Here is an 18,774-nt window from a genome sequence, read left to right as displayed (position 1 = left end):
TCTTGGGTCCGGCACAGATGAATGTATAATTCAATAAACATGGGGAGGGTTTTACGGATGATTAGAAGGAAAAAGGTGTTTTCGCTGCTCATGGCGTGCATGTTGGTCGCTGTTTTGATGCTGTCGGCATGTTCCAAGGAAGAGCCGAAGAATGAAGCGAATGCGGGCGACAAAGGAAATGTGGAGCAAGGCAAGGACAATCAACAGCCGGAGGAGCAAAAGCCGGAAGGGACAAAGCCGGAGGAGCACGAGCCGGTCACGATCCGGCTGCTGACATGGTTCGTCGGGGATTATCAGAAAGAATTCGATCTGTTCCATGAAAAATATCCGTGGATTACGATCGAGCCGCTTGTCGTTGGCGGCGATACCGAGATGATGGCGAAGCAAGCTGCGCTTCAGGCCGCGGGCGATTCTGCCGACCTTACCTGGATTGCGGACTTGAGCGTCTGGATCAAAGACGGATTGTTGGAGGACTTGGCGCCATATGTAGCGGCCGATCAGACCATTAAAAATGCGGATGTGGCCGAAGGGTTCGTCGATGCGTTCAAAACCGGGGACAAAATGTATGCGATGCCGTTCTCCAAAATTGCCGAATGGATTCTCGTCAACAAAGATATGATGCAGAAGAAAGGCCTCGAAATGCCGTCGAACGACTGGACATACGATCAGTTCTTGGACCTGGCCAAAAAGGGAACCGACGCAGCTGCAGGCGAATATGGGATCGCCAACGACAGTTTATTCATGAGTCACTTCAAGTGGTCGGTACCGGTCGCGAACGGCAATGCCGACAACCTCGTCTACATGAACAGCGATTTGACGCAAAGTGTGGCGAACAACCCGGCAGTAATTAATGATTTGCGCTGGGTTCAAGATTTGACGACGAAATGGCACGTCATGCCGACGCCCGAGGAAGCGCAAAAAATCGGATGGGACGGTAACAGTGCCTTCCTGGCGGGGAAAGCGATGTTTGCGCTCGGAGCGGACTGGACGTTGCCAGGGCTCGTGAAGGAAGCCAAATTCAACTGGGACATTCTTCCGATGCCAAAGGGCAAAGCGAAGCAGGTGACAACGCAAATCCTAGGTCCGATCGGCATTTTGGCGGCATCGAAGCATAAGGAGGAAGCATTCAAATGGCTCAGCTTCCAATTCGAATTGGAGGCGCAAAAATGGATGCTGACCAACGGCTCCAACACGTATGTCAACTATCCGGAACTGGATAAATACATCGATGAGGTTTCGTTATGGAAGGGCAAAAATATTGAAGCGGTCAAAATTTCCAACAAAATGTGCTGCAGCCTTCCGAACGCCAACATCCCGCTTTGGGGCAAATATAACGGGGAAGTTGATGGTGCAGTGACTGGAATGCTGCAAAATGGCGGCGACTTGAGCTCGATTATTGCCTCCGTCGACAATTGGAATAAGGAGACACTAAAAGCGCGCGAAGAACTAGGATGGAAATAGCGATCGAGGGAGGCGCGCGTTGACTTCGGAAGCCGCGTCTTCCTCTTCTTCTCCCCAAATCGAGCTCTTTTTAAAACGTTTCGTTTAAATATATCTAACGAAATGTATTGCGAATTGTTTTCTTACTAAATTGAAAGTTTGGGGGTTATGTTATGGCCAAAAAGAAATTTGGAGGCTTTGCGACCTTAATACTTACCGGACTCGTTCTTACTTCCGTGCTCCCGGCCTGCGTCTCGGCGGACGAAGCCGGGAAGAGCCATTTCGGCAAAACAGAGTTTCCGATCGGCATTTTCTGGCCCCCGCCACCGCAGGAAACGACCGATGAGAAATACGCCGAGCTGAAAGCAATGAACGTCAATTTTATCGTTGGCGGCAACGGGCTGGAAACCCGCGAATCGAACTTAGCCGCATTGCGATTGGCTGCCAAATACGACATCGGCCTGCTTGCCGCCGATCTTCGGTTTCATATGAAAAACGACCATGAGGCCTTCATTGAAGAGACTGTGCAAGATTACGGCGGTCAGGAAGGATTACTCGGCTATCATCTGCTCGACGAACCGGATGCGCTCAAGCTTGCGCATACCGAATACTTAAACCGGCTTTTGAAGAAAAAAGACCCGAAGCATCTTGTCTACGTCAACCTGGATCCGATATACGCAAACGCCCAAGTACTTCAGCTCGATCAGTATTCCGGCACCTATGTTACGCCGGATCAACCGATTGGGCAAACGTTTCGGACGACAGCCGCTCAAACTTCGATTTCAACCGTTCAATTTTATATCGACTTGAACCAATGGTCCGAAGACGAGCGGCTTACATTGACGCTATGGGATTCTCGCGCAAAGAACAGTAAAATCGCCGAGAACACGCAAGGAAAACCGGCCGGTCGATATTCGGTATTTACGTTAAACGCGCCGGTAAACCCGAACAGCACCTATTATATGGAACTGACGCACAACGGGGGAGGAGACCGAAGCATCGGCTGGCTCGTTCATTCGAACATCGGCGACAATTGGCTTCAAGGCGGCACGGCTTACAAAGGCGATGTACCGCTCGACGCCGATCTTTGGTTCGCCTTCGATCAAGCCATCGAACCGATCAGTTACGAGGATTATGTGTACCGCTGGGCTAGAACGCATCCGGACGTCCTGTCCTTCGACCATTATCCGTTCATGTACAACGGAGACATGCGCGGCGATTATTACGCCAATCTGGAAGTTATCCGCAGGCAGGCGCTGGCCGCAGGCATCGACTTCTGGTCGTACATCCAGTCGATCGGCATTACCGATGCCTATAGGCAGCCGAACGAGCAGGAGTTGCGGTACCAGATCTATACGAACTTGGCGTATGGCGCCAAAGGGTATATGTATTTCACCTATTGGACGCCTGAGCCGGGAGCGGAGAAATTTTTCAACGGCATAATTTTGAGGGACGGCACCCGGAACGAATCTTATGAATGGGCTAAGAAAATCAATGCGGAGGTTCTTAACCTCGGGCCGGTGCTGCTCGGTCTTACCTCCGAAGCGGTCTATCACACGGGGCAACTCCCAATGTCGACGACAGCGCTGCCGGACGACTTCTACTTGCAGCCGGACGACCGTCAGCAGCCGTTTGTCATCGGCTCGTTCACGAACAAGAAGGATCGGCGTTATGTCATGATCGTTAATCGAGACTTCGAGCACGAACGGACGATGTCGTTTGCGATCGCAGGCAAACCGAAATCGGTGAAAGAAATATCGAAGGAAACCGGCGGAGAGACCGCTGCGGATTACGACAAGTCGACCGGCAAGCTGACCGTGACGTTCCAGCCAGGCGAAGGCCGATTGTTTGCTTTACCAAAAGAAAAGTAACCCCATTTCATCGGATGAGGTGAAGGTAAATGAAGCTGATAAAAATGTTTATCCCGGTTTTCGTTATCTTAACCATGCTGATCGGCGGAAGTGTATCGGCCGATTCAGCGAATATAGATCAAAAGGGTAACGATGCCAACGAAGAACCGGCGTTCCCTATCGGCGTATTTTGGATCCCTTTTGTCGATAAAATCAACGATGACGCGATGCAGGCAATCAAAGATATGAACGCCAACTTTATTTTGCCGATCCATCATATCGACATGTTTGATCGTGTCGATTATGTTCTCGATTATGCGGAAAAGCATGGATTGAAGGTATTGGTAGAAGACTACCGGCTAAATTTTCTGAACGGCAACAAGCCGTCAGACGAGTTGATGAAAGAAATTGCAGAGCATTACAAAAACCATCCCGCGCTGCTCGGCTACCATGTGGTCGATGAGCCGCAAGGCGACGAAGCGCTTGTAAAATTGAAGGAATCGATCGATGTGCTGAAGGCGGCCGATCCGAACCATATGGCGTTCGTGAACTTGACCGGTTATTTTGACAATTTTAATCATACCGGAATTTTCCGCCCGCTGAACGGCGAATATGTGACTCCAGCGACACCGCTCGGTCAAACGTTTCGCACGAAGCCGGATGAAAGGGAAATCAAGTCGGTTCAATTGTATCTTGATCCCCGCATGTGGACGGATGATGAAAAACTAACGGTAACGATTTGGGACTCCCCTGCCAAGAAAAAGAAAATTGACAGTACGACGCTGTCCTCGGAGCATTCCAAATTGTTTCCGACGTTTGAATTCAGCGGGAACGTGAAGGTGAGGGGAGATACCGAATACTACTGGGAGCTTACCCATGAAGGCGGTGGAGACAACTCTGTGGGCTGGGTGATCCGGACGGAGAACAACGACGACTGGTATCCGCAAGGGACTGCGTATGTCAATGGAACGAGCATTCCCGCCGACTTTTTGTTCCATGTCAATTCATCGTTTTACGAAGCGAATTACGTAGCCCAATGGGCAGGCTACAAGCCGGATGTTCTGAGCTTTGATTCGTATCCGTTCATGGAAGGCGGAGGCGCTTCCGACAACATGTTCCGGACGATGGAGATCATCCGACGCCATGCGCTGCTGAACGGCTTGGACATTTGGTCGTACATGCAATCCGTCGGCATCGACGGCAGTTTGCGGGCGCCGAACGAAGGCGAAATGAGATACCAGCTGTATGCGAATTTAGCCTACGGCGTTAAAGGAATTATGTATTTCACGTATATGACGCCTTATCCTCCAGAGTTTCATGACGGTTTGTTATTGCCCGACGGCACGAAGAACGCGTCGTATTATTGGGCGAAGCAGCTCAATGCCGACCTGCTGAAGCTGGGCCCGACCTTGAAAAAACTGACTTCACAGGCCGTTTATCATACGGGCGGCGAGATTCCGGCAACGACGGTCCGGCTGCCGGACAAATTCGAATTGCAGCCTTCCGATCCGTCCGCTCCGTATATCATCGGGCAGTTTGAAGATAAAGACGGGCAGCAGTATGTGATGATCGTCAACAAGGATTACGCGAATCCGCGCGAAGCCGTGTTCACGTTCAAGAAGAAGCCGAAATTTGTTGAAGAAATATCGAAGGCGACCGGACAATCGATTGACACCAACTACGACCGGAAAACGGGAACATTGACCTTCAACCTGGCTCCGGGGGAAGGCAAACTATTCAAGCTGCCGGAGAAATATTTTAAGAAATAAATATTTTAGGCTTTCAAAGGCCATATTCCCGGACTACGGGGATATGGCCTAACTCGGATGAAATGGCGCTAAATATTTGGACAGGTTGTAAATTCATTTTATTGGAGGCCCGAAGATATGGAAACTTATCAGCATGCCGAAAGAAAAATGGAAATGCATATGCTGCCCGCTACAAGTATCGGAGACTGCATGATCGTCAAGTTTCAAAATAAATCAATGCTCATTGATACGAACAGTCAAGTGGATAAAGTAAAAACAATTGAAAGCTGCAAACAACTCGCTCCCAAAATTGATTATATTATGATTTCGCACTATCACGATGACCATGTCGGGGTGTTGGAGGAAATTGCCGGAGCATGCGATATTCGAGGGGCGACGGTTTTCCTGCCGCAAGATATCGAACCTTCGTACCTGTCGTCAAGCGAAGAATTGTCGAAAACATTTTCTCTGGTGCAAAATGTGATTGCGAACTATGAACTAAACGCGGTGTACCCGGATGAGAACACGATGTTGAATATAGACGGTGTAGAAATTACGTTCTACAATACGGATCACGATGACTACTATGCGCAAGGCAATGCGGATACGTTTGATTATAACAACATGTCCTTGTGCGCTTTGTTTAAGCTGGGGCATACGAGCATTTTCTTCTCCGGGGATCTTGCGCTTTACGGCCAACAGAAAATCACGGACGCATTGCCTCCGGTCACGATTTTGAAAACGCCGCACCATGCGGGCGACCCGATCGAATATTCGCATTTGCCTTTTTATCAGCTGTTGCGGCCCAAGTTGATGCTTGGCTGTTCGCCTTGCGGCGACGGATGGGATTGGTTGCGACACCGTTCATTCGTCTACAAGTATGCTCAAGCGAACAATATCGACAATTATGCCACCGGCAATACCGGCGAAAAGCTTGTTCTTTATGTGGACGATTACGGCTATCATTTGGACGGCGGCAAAACGTTTACTTTGGAGTTGACCCCCGAAGAACTACACATTTGCAAAGGAGTTACATCGAAACTGTGACATGTTACCAGCAGACCGCGCTACCCCTCCAGCAAATAAGTCGCCGGAAAGGCCGCGTAATCGCCGATGCTCTCTCCCAGTTCCGCGGGGACGACCCGACAAACTTCCAACGATTGGGGGAGCGCTTCACGGCGAAGGATCTCCAGCATCGGCGGCTCCAGCAGGGTCTGCTGTCGTTCTCCAGCAAGATGCACAGCGTATATTCAACTGCTGAACCCTACTTCCCTCCAAAATCAATTCCATTTCATTGAAGTCGTGACCGTGAAGGTCGAAGCTGCGTTTTACCCGGTATTCGGTTATTTTCATGATCCTTCCAACGATCTAATGAGAAATCTTTGAACGACTTTGGGGAGCCCGATGCTGGAAATCTGAACATAGGGTTCCTATCAACTTTCCGGTGTTCTAGTCTCGCAACTCCACCCATATAATCTACGGAGCTAGTAATCCGGGAGATAGGATGGTGGGAATGATGTCGATGGCGAGGACGAGGATCGTGATCGAGTCGAACACGACGGACAAGCTTTTCATAGGCGGCAAGCTTGAGAGAATCGCGCGGAAAAACGGTTTCGCTTTGATATATGGAATTGTGGTGGCGGTACTAACGGTGGTTGGATTGCTTGCCGTCTCGCCGATGCGGGTGCATGCGGCTGTTGAATCGGATCAGGCTGTGATACAGGAAAAAAGAAGCGTTGTGAAGTCTTCCTATGTCGTACCAACGAAACCAACGGTGTATTTGACCTTCGACGACGGCCCGAGCAAGCTGACCCCGAAGGTGCTGGATATTTTGCGCAGCGAAGGCGTGCCGGCCACTTTTTTTGTGCTGGGCGAACAGGCGAAAACACACCCGGAGTTGATCAAGCGGATCATCAAGGAGGGACATGCCCTCGGCAACCATAGTTATAACCATGAGTACAAGCAGTTATATTCGGGCTACGAGCAGTTCATAGGCCAGATACTGGAAACCGAGGACATTCTGAATGACATTGTCGGCATCCGGCCGAAGCTCGTAAGGGCTCCCGGCGGAACGTACACGAACTTCGACGCATTGTACTTTGCCAATTTGAAGGAAGCGGGATACATCCTTTTCGATTGGAATATCGATAGCGGCGATGCTTTGCGCAAAAATGTCCCGATGAAGGAGATCGTCGCGAAGGTCAAGAAGTCGGCGCTCCAGCATGAAACGATCGTATTGATGCATGATGGCGGGGGACACGAAGAGACAGTGAAAGCACTGCCTGAAATCATCCATTATTTCAAAAACAGAGGTTATGCGTTCGCCGCGATTACGCCCGAGGTAAAGCCGGTTCAATTCCCGATTGCGAAGCATCTGAAATGGAACAGGGGGACAAGCTCCTCCGATCTGGCGAAAAACGGCGGGAAGAAGACAGAGGAGGACAAGTCCGCTGTGGGACAACAGACAGCAGCTCAGCAGTTCGGGCAACAGACCGCACAACAGACCGCACAACAGACCGCGCAGCAGACTATGCAACAAACGGCGCAATCGGCCGCAAAAGAACCGATCGCAACGCAGCCGAAGTTGCACGCCGGCTCGCAAGAGTCTACTGCTGAGCAGCGCACTACCAAGACAAAGGGCAGGCAGCTTATCGCTGCGAAGACCGATGCAGCTGCTTCGACGAGCCGGGCGAATTCGGTGCTCACCCTGCAGATCGGCGACGACGAGTTAAGCTTGCAGCAGCATCAATTCGAATTGCGGAACGGCGTCGTTTATGTTCCATTGCGGGCGCTAATCGAAGGGATGGGAGGCGCGGTAGTTTGGAACGAGTCACAGCAATCGGCGCAGTTCCGTATCGGAGGCTACGACGGAGAGCTGAGCTTGCCGAAGCAGGAGCTTCAGCTGTCAGGTAGCGGGCAGGCACCACAGACGATAGGCTCCTTCGACTACCGATGGAAGACAGGTAGCATCCTCGTTCCTCTGCGTCAAACCGTCGAGCTGATACAGCACACCGTTGAGGCGTACACGATGCAAGCCGGGAAGATCGAAATTCGCGTTGCCTGAAGGTGCGTCTAAAAATGAATCGGGATGGGAAAGCTAGGTAGTATATTTGCAAATCTACCAAATGATCGGAGGATTTCCCTACCATGTCGGTACAATCGCCGTCTTTTCTATTCGACAAGCCAAAAGATATGATAGAACGCGCCGTTGCGAGAGTCGAAAAAGTGATCGTCGGCAAGCACGATACGATCTCGTTAGCGATGATTGCCCTATTGAGCGGGGGCCACATTTTGCTTGAGGACGTGCCGGGGGTCGGCAAAACGAAGCTCGCGAAGGCGTTGTCCGGCGTTATCGGCTGCACCTTTCGCAGAATTCAGTTTACCCCGGATTTATTGCCGTCGGACATTACGGGCGTATCGGTATATAGTCAAAAATCAGGCGATTTCGAGTTCCGTCCCGGCCCGCTGATGGCGCATATCGTCTTGGCTGACGAGTTGAACCGGACATCGCCGCGTACGCAAGCCGCGCTGCTCGAAGCAATGGAAGAAGGAAAGGTAACGGTGGACGGCGCCACGTACCGGTTGCCTGAGCCGTTCATCGTCTTGGCTACGCAAAATCCGTTGGAATACGAAGGGACGTACCGTCTGCCGGAAGCGCAGCTGGACCGGTTCATGATGAAACTGCATTTAGGTTATCCGCAACCGGAACAGGAGGCGGATATGCTGGGACGCTTGCAGTCGGCGCCGCCGGTGGAGCAATTGAAGCCTGTGCTCATGCGGGAAGAACTGCTCGCTTTGCAGCATGAAACGCGTGCCGTTCATGTAGAAGACTCGCTTAAGCGTTATATCGTCGCGATTACGCATGCAACCCGCCAGCACAAGGACATTGAGCTCGGGGCAAGCCCGCGTGCTTCATTCGCTTTGCTTCGCGCCGCGCAAGCGAAGGCTTTTATGCAGGGCCGTACTTATGTCGTGCCGGACGACATCAAGCAGCTGGCGACCGTCGTTTTGGCCCATCGTCTGCTATTGAAGCCGGAAGCGCAGCTGTCCGGAAAGCGGGGAGCGGCGATCGTGGAGCAAATTTTGTCGGGAGTTGCGGTGCGATGAACGAACGGCTGCGATTTGCGAGTTTGCTGCTGTTTTGCGGGATGTCGTTTGCGCTTGGCTGGTGGCGCGGAGGGCTTGCCGCTTGGTTTTTGTTTTATGGCGCCTGCGCGCTGCTGCTCCATTGTTTTATCGTCTATCTGTTTTCCATGCGGCATATTGAAATCGAGCGCGAGCTGTCGCCGGTCAAGGTGATCGCCGGCGAACCGGTCACCGTTACGTTGACAGTGCGGCTTCGATCCTGGCTGCCGCTTGTTTGGCTTGTTGTCTCTGATTGCTGCGTTACGGAGCAGTCGGACAATTTGATAGATTCCGCCGGAAGTATAGGAAAGCAGCGCCTGGTCCACCGGAAGCTGCTGTTTCCGTGGTTCCGCAACCATATCGTCTACCAATACCGCCTGACCCAATTGCAGCGGGGAAGCTATCGTTTTATTTCTACGCTATGCATGACGGGTGATTGCTTCGGTTTTGTAACTAAGAAGAAATGGAGCCGCGCAGAAGCGGCATTTCTCGTATTTCCGCGACCGCTGGAGGTTCGGCTTGCGCATTGGAGCGGCGGCGAGCAGCTTGCGCTTGACAGCGTACAGGCGAGGCTGCACCGAAACGGAGATATTCCGGCCGGTTTCGTGCGCGACTACGTCAGCGGCGATCCGATCCGGCGGATCCATTGGAAGAGCACGGCCAAGTCCGGCGAGCTCAAAACGGCGATGACGGAAATCGAATCCAGCCGTCCGCTCTTGATTCTGCTCGACGCGTCGGCGGCGAGCTACGGGTCATTGCCGCGAGGCGAAGCTATATTCGAGACGTGTTTGACGGCGGCTGCGGGTCTGCTTCGGCATGCCGCCGCACAGAAGCGAAGAGCCGCCTTCGTATGCCGGAGTGCCGTGCCGTATTCGGTGCCGTTCGGACACACGCTTGATATGCCGCGGGAATTTTCTTTTTTGGCCACGGCGGCATGCAATGGGCAATCGGCTTTTCGCGATGTCGTGCGGGCGGAGGGCGAGCAGTTGTCAAGCGATGTGCTGCTCGTATGCGTGACCGGCTCATTGGACGAAAGTCTCGTGGAGGAGCTGCTGCGGCAGCTCGCTTGCGGAAGGAAAGTCGAGTTCGTTTACGTTTACGGCACGACGGCTTTATCGGCGAAGGACCGGCAATGGAAGCAGCGGCTGGAACAGTCGGGCTGCCGGTTTACCGCTTTGTCCTGCCCTGCCGCTGAGCCGCAGCCGAAGGGAGGTGTCGAGGATGTCGGACCGGTTGGCGCCTAACTCGTCGTTTCTTCAGAAGCGAGCCTCCCAAGCTCAGGATCTCGACGATCCCGGGCCGTTGTCCCGGAGTTTCGTGTTATCGCTGCTGCTGTTCTTTCTTTTTGCCGAATGGGTTCTTCCGCTTGTTCGGATGTCGGAGATAACGCAGCTGTATCGGATCGAACCGATCTTTGCGGCGATTGCCTGTTTTTTGCTCGTCGGCATTTGGCGAATACCGTGGTGGGGCGCTTGTCTCGCGAATAGCTTGATTTGCTTCGGGCTTGTCGCTTATTTGTTCCACGGCGAAGCGGGATTGCCTATGCTGGATTGGTTCATCCGGTACATCGCGTCATTGCCGGAAGAAGGGGGAAGGCTGCTCAGCGCCGAATTCAGCGCAATAACGGGGCCGACGCGTACGCTGATATTGTTTGCCGGCTGGGCCATGTTCGTTTCCTCCATCCAATCGTTCGTGTTTTATCGTCAACGCGGACTGCTGTTCGTCGGCGCTACGTTGATATATTTGTTCGCTTTGCAGCTGTGGCTGGGCATCGATACGACTGCCGGAATCATTCGTGCCGCCGCCGAAGGGCTGCTCTTCCTCGCGCTGCTGCGCATTCCGAAGCTGGAACGGCTGTTGATGCTGCCGACGCGCCGCCCCGGCTGGCCCGCCGGCTGGTTGGTCGCGAGCGTTACGGCAACCTGCTGCGGCATAGCGGCCGCGTGGTTATTGGCGCTGCCGTCGGATCGCCCGATCGAGCCGATCCGTTGGCCGGAACTCGCCGAGGCGTGGAGCGCCCTGCCGTTTTACGGCAGCGGAAACGGCTCCGGCGACCGGCCGGCGCAGGTGGAGGCGAGAATCGCCACGACCGGCTACGGCTTCGACGATACGAACCTCGGCGTACAGCTTACGGCCGACAACTCGATCGCATTTACGGCCAAAACTCCGCTGCCGACCTACTGGCGGGGCGAGTCGAAGAGCGTTTATACCGGCAAAGGCTGGACGCAGCTTGATCGTTCTTGGCTGGAGATCGAGCCCGGTTCGACGATGCCGCGGACGCTGCTCACGAACCTGACCCAAGCGACGCCGATCGAGCAGGAAATCAGTTTGCCGCGAGCGGGCGGCATGGATATTCCGGTGCTCGCGGGCGGCGCTATCGCCAAGGTCGTCGACGTATCGACGACGCAAGGCGGAAGCTTCGGCGGAGCGCTATGGTACGACGCCGGAAGCGGCGCTTACCGTCTCAAGCCGGATTCCCCCGGCAAAGGGACGGGAGACGTCCGCACGGCCACGGTTACCGGCGACGCAAGCGGAAACGCTGAGCAGGATGAGGCAGTTGAAGCCAGGTCGCCCGGGGGATTAGGCGCTTCGGCGGAGAGAGTCGCCCATGGTAGATCGGCAACGATAGATTCGGCCGTCATGCCCGGCTTAACCGGTATGACCGACAAGCCTTACTCGCCCGAAACGACCGGCGCAGCCGTATCGTCCGGTCTGCTCGTCGTGCCCGATATGGCTGTCACGCCAAACATGCTCTCAACGCCCGACATGCGGGCTACGCCCGGCATGACCGGCACCAGCACGACCGGCACGCTTGCCGCGGCCGAAACCCTCGGTACGTCCGGCATCGTATATAAGCTGCAGGTAGAGGTACCGGCTTGGGATGCCGAGGCGCTTAGGCGCGATCATGCGCCTGTGCCGGACGAAATCGCCGCCGAGTACTTGCAGCTTCCGGAAAACTTGCCGGACCGTATCGGCCGTTTGGCCGCCTCGGCAGTCGTCGGGTTCACCGATGCATACGACCGCGCCAAAGCCATCGAAAGCTTCTTGAGGCAAAATTACGCCTATAGCTTGAATTCAAGCGAACCGGCCAAAGACGAAGATTTCGTCGAACATTTTCTGTTTACGCAAAAATCAGGGTATTGCAATCACTTCTCGACGGCGATGACGGTCATGCTTCGTTCTATCGGCATCCCTGCCCGTTGGGTAAAAGGCTTTGCGCCCGGCGAGCGGGACTCGGAGGACGGTTCTCTATACACGGTTCGCAACAGCGACGCGCATGCCTGGGTCGAGGTTTATTTCCCTTCTTACGGATGGGTCGCGTTCGAGCCGACTCCGGGTTTCACCGGCCACGGCTCCGAAATCGGCGGTGCAGCAGCGGTACAGGCGGTGACAGTCGATGCCCGAGTTATGCCTGCGATGGCAGACAGCCCGATCCTGCGGCGGATGCTTGAAGCGCAGATGAACGGCCTTGTGCTGGCAGCGGAGTATGTCGCGTGCTGGGAACGTTCGCTCCCAGCTGCGGAGAGTGCTGGAGCTGCGCTGTTTTATAGCGCAATCGGTCTTGCTGCTTGTGCCGCTTTGTTCGGCATCTTGTGGCTGTTCCGAACCCGATTGCAGCTAAGCCTGCTGCTATACGCCTTGCGCTATCGCAAACCTAACCATCGCGTAATTATCCGAATTTGCGATTTGTTATGGAGCAGGGTGTACCGGCAGTTCGGGCGCAAGTCCGCGGATCAGACGCACCGGGAGTTCGTGAATGCATTATCGCTGCCCGAAGGCACAACGCGCGATACGCTGCTGCGATTTCTTCGGGATTATGAATATGCAAGGTATAGTGCTTCCTCTCCGGAATACCGTCTTTGGACGAAAGCGCAAACGGAAGAACTGTGCAAAAATATGATGAGCCTGAAACTGCGTTAATCGGAGAAAATCTTATCCCTTTTCAGGTTTACACAATCTTTACATTCGTTTAACCGTGCATTGACACTTTATTCCGACGGAAGCCGTACAATGAATGGATTAAGCGATCGGTCGATTGCAAACCTATGAGCGGCGGTGCATGGAATGGGATGGCTTTGGATATTGGCGGCTTTAACCGTTGAAGCTGCAGGAGTGATCGCGGTGAAATTTGTTCCGAAGTTGAGCAGGAACGGTTCAATCGCGGTGATGGCTTGCTGCTTTGCCGGCAGCGTGGCTTCATTCGTTTGCGCCTTGCAAACGGTCGAATTGTACGTTGCTTTCGGATTTTGGGCGGGAGCGGGATCTTTGCTGCATGCCGCGCTTGGCATGTATCTTTTCGAAGACCGGATGTCTCTTGTCAAAATGATTTCGTTTCGCATTGCGATAATTGGCGCGGTTGGTATGCAGCTGGACGGATATACGCTTGAAGCGGGTGTTTTATAAGAATGCAAGATTAAAGAAGGGCCTTGATGCAAGGTCCTTTTTCTTTTGCACGGTAGAATTAATCCGGGAAGGACGGGTAGTGTTTAAGTCGGTTGTATATACTGTTTTATATATAATCGGTAAACGTAACCACCAACTCATGCGGTGGGAACCGTTTGTCCTTGACTCCGCTATTTGCGGTTATATATAATAAAATTTATTGCAAATGCGGATATTTTCAGGAGGTTCGGCAATGAACAAGCCCAATGAGCTTATCGTCGTCATCGATTTTGGCGGCCAATACAATCAACTTATCGCACGCAGAATTCGCGACCTTGGCGTCTACAGCGAACTGGTGCCTTACAACACGACGGTCGAGCGGTTACGCGAACTGAACCCGAGAGGCATCGTATTTTCGGGTGGTCCAGCAAGCGTATATGCGGAAAATGCACCTTCGGTCGATCCGGCGATTTACGATCTCGGATTGCCGATTTTGGGAATTTGCTACGGCATGCAGCTGATGTCGCACCAGCTCGAAGGCAAAGTGGAACGCGCCGACAAACGCGAATACGGCAAGGCCGACGTCGATTTTACGCAATCGTGCGAGCTTGTTCGCGGACTCGATGCGAAGCAAACGGTATGGATGAGCCACGGCGACCTGGTGTCCAAGCTGCCTACGGGCTTTATCGTGGACGCAAGCACGGACCATGCGCCGATTGCGGCGATGAGCCATCCGGAGAAAAAGTTCTACGGCGTGCAATTCCATCCGGAAGTGCGTCATTCCGTATACGGCAACGATATGATTCGGAACTTTATTTACGGCGTATGCGGCTGCGAAGGCAACTGGTCGATGGAAACGTTCATCGAGGATACGGTCCAGGACATTCGCAAGCAAGTAGGCAGCAGCAAAGTATTGTGCGCATTAAGCGGCGGCGTCGATTCCTCCGTCGTAGCGATGCTGGTTCATAAGGCGATTGGCGATCAACTGACTTGCATGTTCATCGACCACGGCTTGCTGCGCAAAGGCGAAGCGGAAAGCGTCATGGATACGTTCGTCGGCAAATTCGACATGAAGGTTGTCAAAATCGATGCACGCGAGCGGTTTTTGGGCAAGCTTCAAGGCGTAGACGATCCCGAGCAAAAACGTAAAATTATCGGCACGGAATTCATTCGCGTATTCGAAGAAGAGTCGGCGCGTTTCGACGACTTCGAATTTTTGGCGCAAGGCACGTTGTATACCGATATTGTCGAGAGCGGCACAGCCACGGCGCATACGATCAAGTCGCATCATAATGTCGGCGGATTGCCGGAAGATATGAAGTTCAAGCTCGTTGAGCCGCTCAGCGCCCTGTTCAAGGACGAAGTGCGCAAAGTCGGATCGGAATGCGGCCTGCCGGACGAAATCGTATGGCGTCAACCGTTCCCGGGCCCTGGACTTGCGATTCGCGTATTGGGCGAAGTAACCGAGGACAAGCTGAAGATCGTTCGCGATTCCGATGCGATTCTGCATGAGGAAATCGCCGCGGCCGGCTTGAAACGGGAAATCTGGCAGTACTTCACGGCGTTGCCGAACATGAAGAGCGTTGGCGTTATGGGCGATGCCCGGACGTATTCGTATACGGTCGGCGTTCGCGCGGTCACTTCCATCGACGGGATGACGGCGGATTGGGCGCGGATTCCGTTTGAGGTGCTTGAGAAGATCTCGAACCGGATCGTCAACGAAGTCGAAAACGTCAACCGCGTCGTTTATGATATTACGTCCAAGCCGCCGGCAACGATCGAGTGGGAATAAGGGCGTATTCGGTGTAAAACATAGGGGCATGCTAATCTTTAGGCGACCGTTCGAACGGAGCCGGGGGCATGCCCCTTCCTATTTCGGGTTCCCGGAAGTGCTGGAAGGGGTCGAAGGAAGGAAGGCCTGCTTTGTGGGGTTGTTTCTTCCTATTAATATAGGTTCGGTTTGTTTAAATTCAGTTTATTTAAGTTCGGTGATGAATCATGACGTTCTTTGTCGTAAGCGCTTGAATCGAGATTAATCCGCATTTTTCACGAACGTTAGCAATAATTTTTCGACAAAATATTCGTTTTTTTGTTGACAAGGCCGAATTAGGTACATAGAATTATAAATGAATAACATCATATCTTTTCGTATAATCTCAAGAATTGGCTTGAGAGTCTCTACGAGGTCACCGTACAATGATCTGGCTACGAAAAGAGGAACCGTTATCCTTGCAATTGGGAGGATAATGTTCCTTTTTTGGACGGAACCTAGGAGATGAGCGCATCCTAGGTTTATTTGTTGTTCCAATCCACAATTTGAGGAGGAGTTTTTTCGGTATGGAGCGTTTCTTTAAACTAAAGGAACACGGAACAAATGTAAGAACCGAAATTTTTGCAGGGTTAACCGTATTTATGACGATGGCTTATATTTTGGCCGTTAACCCGAACATTCTTAGCGCATTCGGATCAGGCGCGACGGGAATGCAGTGGTATCCGGTATTTTTGGCGACAGCGGTTGCGGCCGGCGTAGTTACGATTTGTATGGGGCTTTTTGTTAACTTTCCAGTAGCGCTCGCACCGGGAATGGGATTAAACGCGTATTTTGCAACGGTCATTCTTAGCTCGCAAGGTACTTTTACTTGGCAAATGGCGCTGACTGCCGTATTTATTTCGGGGATTATCTTCATCATTCTGACGGTAACGAAAGTCCGTCAAATGCTATTGGTTGCTATACCGGACAATCTGAAGCACGCGATTACGGTCGGTATCGGATTGTTCATCACGATTATCGGTCTGAAAAACAGCGGTTTGATGACGGTCGCCGTTGAAACGACCAAAAACGTTGAAGCAGGCAAATATACGGACTTGCTTTCCTTCGAATCGATTATTCACTTGGGTAACCTGGAAGACCCAGGGGTACAGCTTGCTTTGATCGGACTCGCGCTCATTTCGATTCTTATGGTTTTGAAAGTGCGTGGCGCGATTTTGTTCGGAATTTTGCTGACGACGGTTATCGGATATTTTATGGGGCAAGTGAACTTAGACTCGTTGTCCAGCCCGGATGTCAAATGGATTCCGGACTTCACGCAAATGAATTTCGCCAGCTTTGACTTCCAAGGCATTATGACGGCGGGGATCGTATCCGTTATCGCTACATTTACATTCGTTGAGTTGTTCGATACGTTCGGTACGCTGGTAGGTACGGCGAACCGCGCGGGCATTATGAAGAATAAAGAAGAAGGCAATAAACGCGTAGGTAAAGCGATGTTCGTCGATGCAATTGGCGTCAGCGGCGGCGCGCTTGTTGGGACAAGCACCGTAACGGCGTATGTCGAAAGCTCCGCGGGCGTAGCCGAAGGCGGACGTACCGGTCTGACTGCGGTAACGACGGGCGTATGCTTCTTGCTTGCTTTGTTCTTGGCTCCGATTGCAGCCCTTATCCCGGGTTCCGCAACTGCTGCCGCATTGATCGTCGTTGGCGTACTCATGATGCAGTCGGTCAAGGAAATCGACTTTAGCGATTTCGTTATTGCAATTCCTGCATTCTTGACGATCGCTCTGATGCCTTTCACTTATAATATCGCTAACGGGATCTCCTTCGGTATCGTTACGTATGTTATTCTTGCAGCTGTAGCTTCCTTAACGGGCAAAGGCAAATATAAAATCCACTGGCTGATGTGGGTGCTCGCAATCTTGGTTGTTCTGCGGTACGCACTTACGGGCAGCGCAGGTTAATGCGATTTGTTGGGCGGCGCCTTATGGCGTCGCTTTTTTTTGTGCCACTGTAATACAGCTTCAACCTGCCTCATATTCGTCCCTGGCCCGTGCCATCCCCTCGCAAATTCGTCCTTGCTGATCAATTTTTAGCTAACCCGTCTCAACCCGATCAAACCCGTTTGTAATGCATAATTCAGGACGCTGCGCGACATCGTCATAGGCCAATGAAATCACCTGATACCCCATCGCGGTCAAAAAAGTTTCCCTATTCAGTTCATTACAATATTTTTGCCTATCCATATCCCGAACATGCGGGCCGAAACCTTTAATTTCGATAATTAGCTTCACTGATCGCGTCAGCCAGGCGAAATCGCAAAAATAAGATAAGCCCCGCCAATCGAGCACTTCAAACTCCGGATGCAAATCATCAAAATTTCCTCGAAGCGGCCACCAAACGTTTCGACAAAATAAGATCTCGGCCTCCCGGTGCCCTCGCTCCAATCGTCCCTTGCGTTCTCCGTGTCTTCTATTTAGATGGTATTGAATGAATGCTGCATGTATTTCCTCGAAATTCATCTACGATCGCCTCCCAAATGCAAAAAAACGCCCCAATTCCATTCTCAAGTAATGGATCGGGACGTTCTTCGTCTCATATGAGTTATTATAGTGCAGTTGCGATCATTTCACCAGTCCGTTTCAAAATACGAAATCGAGCGCATCATTAGGCGATATTATCTATTATGACTTAGAGTTAACCTGGATATCGATCTGGAATAATTTGTTGTTGCAATGTATCGTTGATATTTGTTATATTATTTCTTGTCGCTTCGGACGGCAGCATTCGAACAAGATTTCGCAAGAAACTTGAAGCATAAAAAAATTGATGCTTGGAAAAAATAAGTACTTGCATCGATTAGGCGAATGTGATATATTATAAGGGTCGCCGCTGAAACGGACGACAAAATACGACAGAAGATGCTGAGCATCGACATCGTATCCACAAATTGTTCTTTGAAAACTGAACAACGAGCGAATAAGCCAAAGTTTTAAAATGAGCACAATCAGCTTTCTTTAATGGAGAGTTTGATCCTGGCTCAGGACGAACGCTGGCGGCGTGCCTAATACATGCAAGTCGAGCGGAGTTATTCCTTCGGGGATAGCTTAGCGGCGGACGGGTGAGTAACACNCTTTTCTTTAATGGAGAGTTTGATCCTGGCTCAGGACGAACGCTGGCGGCGTGCCTAATACATGCAAGTCGAGCGGAGTTATTCCTTCGGGGATAGCTTAGCGGCGGACGGGTGAGTAACACGTAGGTAACCTGCCTGTAAGACCGGGATAACTATCGGAAACGATAGCTAAGACCGGATAAGAGCTTTCCCCGCATGAGGAGAGCTGGAAAAGTGGAGCAATCTGCTGCTTACAGATGGACCTGCGGCGCATTAGCTAGTTGGTGAGGTAACGGCTCACCAAGGCGACGATGCGTAGCCGACCTGAGAGGGTGAACGGCCACA

The 18,774-nt window shown here is 52.2% G+C and carries 12 protein-coding genes, 1 rRNA gene, 1 pseudogene and 1 riboswitch; of the genes and pseudogenes, 12 read left to right on the top strand and 2 right to left on the bottom strand.

Annotated features, from left to right (window positions below):
• The first annotated feature begins 57 nt into the window (after positions 1-57).
• The 4 genes from AC0LWM_RS23875 to AC0LWM_RS23860 all read left to right on the top strand — a co-directional run bounded on the left by AC0LWM_RS23875 (position 58) and on the right by AC0LWM_RS23860 (position 6,085).
• On the top strand, positions 58-1,461 hold the full coding sequence (locus tag AC0LWM_RS23875; protein ID WP_474677515.1) for an extracellular solute-binding protein: 1,404 nt from the start codon (positions 58-60) through the stop codon (positions 1,459-1,461).
• Positions 1,462-1,613: 152 nt separating this feature from the next.
• On the top strand, positions 1,614-3,311 hold the full coding sequence (locus AC0LWM_RS23870) for a beta-galactosidase (RefSeq protein WP_474677514.1): 1,698 nt from the start codon (positions 1,614-1,616) through the stop codon (positions 3,309-3,311).
• 29 nt (positions 3,312-3,340) lie between these two features.
• Entirely contained in the window at positions 3,341-5,059 is a 1,719-nt protein-coding gene (locus AC0LWM_RS23865; RefSeq protein WP_474677513.1) for a glycoside hydrolase family 5 protein, read from the top strand.
• A 117-nt stretch (positions 5,060-5,176) separates the two neighbouring features.
• A complete protein-coding gene (locus tag AC0LWM_RS23860; protein WP_474677512.1) occupies positions 5,177-6,085 on the top strand; it encodes an MBL fold metallo-hydrolase in 909 nt (302 codons plus the stop codon).
• Positions 6,086-6,105: 20 nt separating this feature from the next.
• Here the strand turns inward: AC0LWM_RS23860 and AC0LWM_RS23855 are convergent, their stop codons facing one another.
• A complete protein-coding gene (locus AC0LWM_RS23855; protein ID WP_474677511.1) occupies positions 6,106-6,234 on the bottom strand; it encodes a hypothetical protein in 129 nt (42 codons plus the stop codon).
• 308 nt (positions 6,235-6,542) lie between these two features.
• On the opposite strand from AC0LWM_RS23855, the gene AC0LWM_RS23850 reads away from it, so the two are divergent.
• From AC0LWM_RS23850 to AC0LWM_RS23820, 7 genes are all read left to right on the top strand, one after another.
• On the top strand, positions 6,543-8,102 hold the full coding sequence (locus AC0LWM_RS23850; RefSeq protein WP_474677510.1) for a polysaccharide deacetylase family protein: 1,560 nt from the start codon (positions 6,543-6,545) through the stop codon (positions 8,100-8,102).
• 83 nt (positions 8,103-8,185) lie between these two features.
• Positions 8,186-9,145, top strand: a complete 960-nt coding sequence (locus AC0LWM_RS23845; protein ID WP_474677509.1) for an AAA family ATPase — start codon at positions 8,186-8,188, stop codon at positions 9,143-9,145.
• Positions 9,142-10,407: a DUF58 domain-containing protein gene (locus AC0LWM_RS23840; protein ID WP_474677508.1), complete on the top strand. Its 1,266-nt coding sequence runs from the start codon at positions 9,142-9,144 to the stop codon at positions 10,405-10,407. The genes AC0LWM_RS23845 and AC0LWM_RS23840 overlap by 4 nt, the downstream gene beginning before the upstream one ends.
• Entirely contained in the window at positions 10,385-13,084 is a 2,700-nt protein-coding gene (locus AC0LWM_RS23835) for a transglutaminase TgpA family protein (RefSeq protein WP_474677507.1), read from the top strand. The genes AC0LWM_RS23840 and AC0LWM_RS23835 overlap by 23 nt, the downstream gene beginning before the upstream one ends.
• A gap of 144 nt (positions 13,085-13,228) precedes the next feature.
• Complete coding sequence (locus AC0LWM_RS23830; protein WP_474677506.1) at positions 13,229-13,567, top strand: DMT family transporter; 339 nt, start codon at positions 13,229-13,231, stop codon at positions 13,565-13,567.
• Positions 13,568-13,799: 232 nt separating this feature from the next.
• Positions 13,800-15,338, top strand: coding sequence for a glutamine-hydrolyzing GMP synthase (gene guaA, locus AC0LWM_RS23825; protein WP_474677505.1), 1,539 nt, complete (start codon positions 13,800-13,802; stop codon positions 15,336-15,338).
• Positions 15,339-15,672: 334 nt separating this feature from the next.
• A riboswitch (purine riboswitch) is annotated at positions 15,673-15,774 on the top strand.
• A 109-nt stretch (positions 15,775-15,883) separates the two neighbouring features.
• Entirely contained in the window at positions 15,884-17,281 is a 1,398-nt protein-coding gene (locus AC0LWM_RS23820; protein WP_474677504.1) for an NCS2 family permease, read from the top strand.
• A 162-nt stretch (positions 17,282-17,443) separates the two neighbouring features.
• On the opposite strand, the pseudogene AC0LWM_RS23815 reads toward AC0LWM_RS23820, so the two are convergent.
• Positions 17,444-17,839: pseudogene (locus AC0LWM_RS23815) on the bottom strand (DUF559 domain-containing protein); the annotation flags it as partial.
• Between the two features lie 618 nt (positions 17,840-18,457).
• On the opposite strand from AC0LWM_RS23815, the gene AC0LWM_RS23810 reads away from it, so the two are divergent.
• Positions 18,458-18,774: ribosomal RNA gene (locus AC0LWM_RS23810) — 16S ribosomal RNA — on the top strand; the annotation flags it as partial.

The sequence above is a fragment of the Paenibacillus sp. sgz302148 genome, assembly GCF_056120465.1.
Note: the sequence above shows the minus strand (reverse complement) of the source record. Positions and strands in the feature narration are given on the sequence as shown.

Bases quoted from the DNA above. Each gene is read 5' to 3' on its own strand.
- AC0LWM_RS23875 (WP_474677515.1), top strand. From the start codon at position 58: ATGATTAGAAGGAAAAAGGTGTTTTCGCTGCTCATGGCGTGCATGTTG.
- AC0LWM_RS23870 (WP_474677514.1), top strand. From the start codon at position 1,614: ATGGCCAAAAAGAAATTTGGAGGCTTTGCGACCTTAATACTTACCGGA.
- AC0LWM_RS23865 (WP_474677513.1), top strand. From the start codon at position 3,341: ATGAAGCTGATAAAAATGTTTATCCCGGTTTTCGTTATCTTAACCATG.
- AC0LWM_RS23860 (WP_474677512.1), top strand. From the start codon at position 5,177: ATGGAAACTTATCAGCATGCCGAAAGAAAAATGGAAATGCATATGCTG.
- AC0LWM_RS23855 (WP_474677511.1), bottom strand. From the start codon at position 6,234: ATGCTGGAGATCCTTCGCCGTGAAGCGCTCCCCCAATCGTTGGAAGTT.
- AC0LWM_RS23850 (WP_474677510.1), top strand. From the start codon at position 6,543: ATGGTGGGAATGATGTCGATGGCGAGGACGAGGATCGTGATCGAGTCG.
- AC0LWM_RS23845 (WP_474677509.1), top strand. From the start codon at position 8,186: ATGTCGGTACAATCGCCGTCTTTTCTATTCGACAAGCCAAAAGATATG.
- AC0LWM_RS23840 (WP_474677508.1), top strand. From the start codon at position 9,142: ATGAACGAACGGCTGCGATTTGCGAGTTTGCTGCTGTTTTGCGGGATG.
- AC0LWM_RS23835 (WP_474677507.1), top strand. From the start codon at position 10,385: ATGTCGGACCGGTTGGCGCCTAACTCGTCGTTTCTTCAGAAGCGAGCC.
- AC0LWM_RS23830 (WP_474677506.1), top strand. From the start codon at position 13,229: ATGGGATGGCTTTGGATATTGGCGGCTTTAACCGTTGAAGCTGCAGGA.
- guaA (WP_474677505.1), top strand. From the start codon at position 13,800: ATGAACAAGCCCAATGAGCTTATCGTCGTCATCGATTTTGGCGGCCAA.
- AC0LWM_RS23820 (WP_474677504.1), top strand. From the start codon at position 15,884: ATGGAGCGTTTCTTTAAACTAAAGGAACACGGAACAAATGTAAGAACC.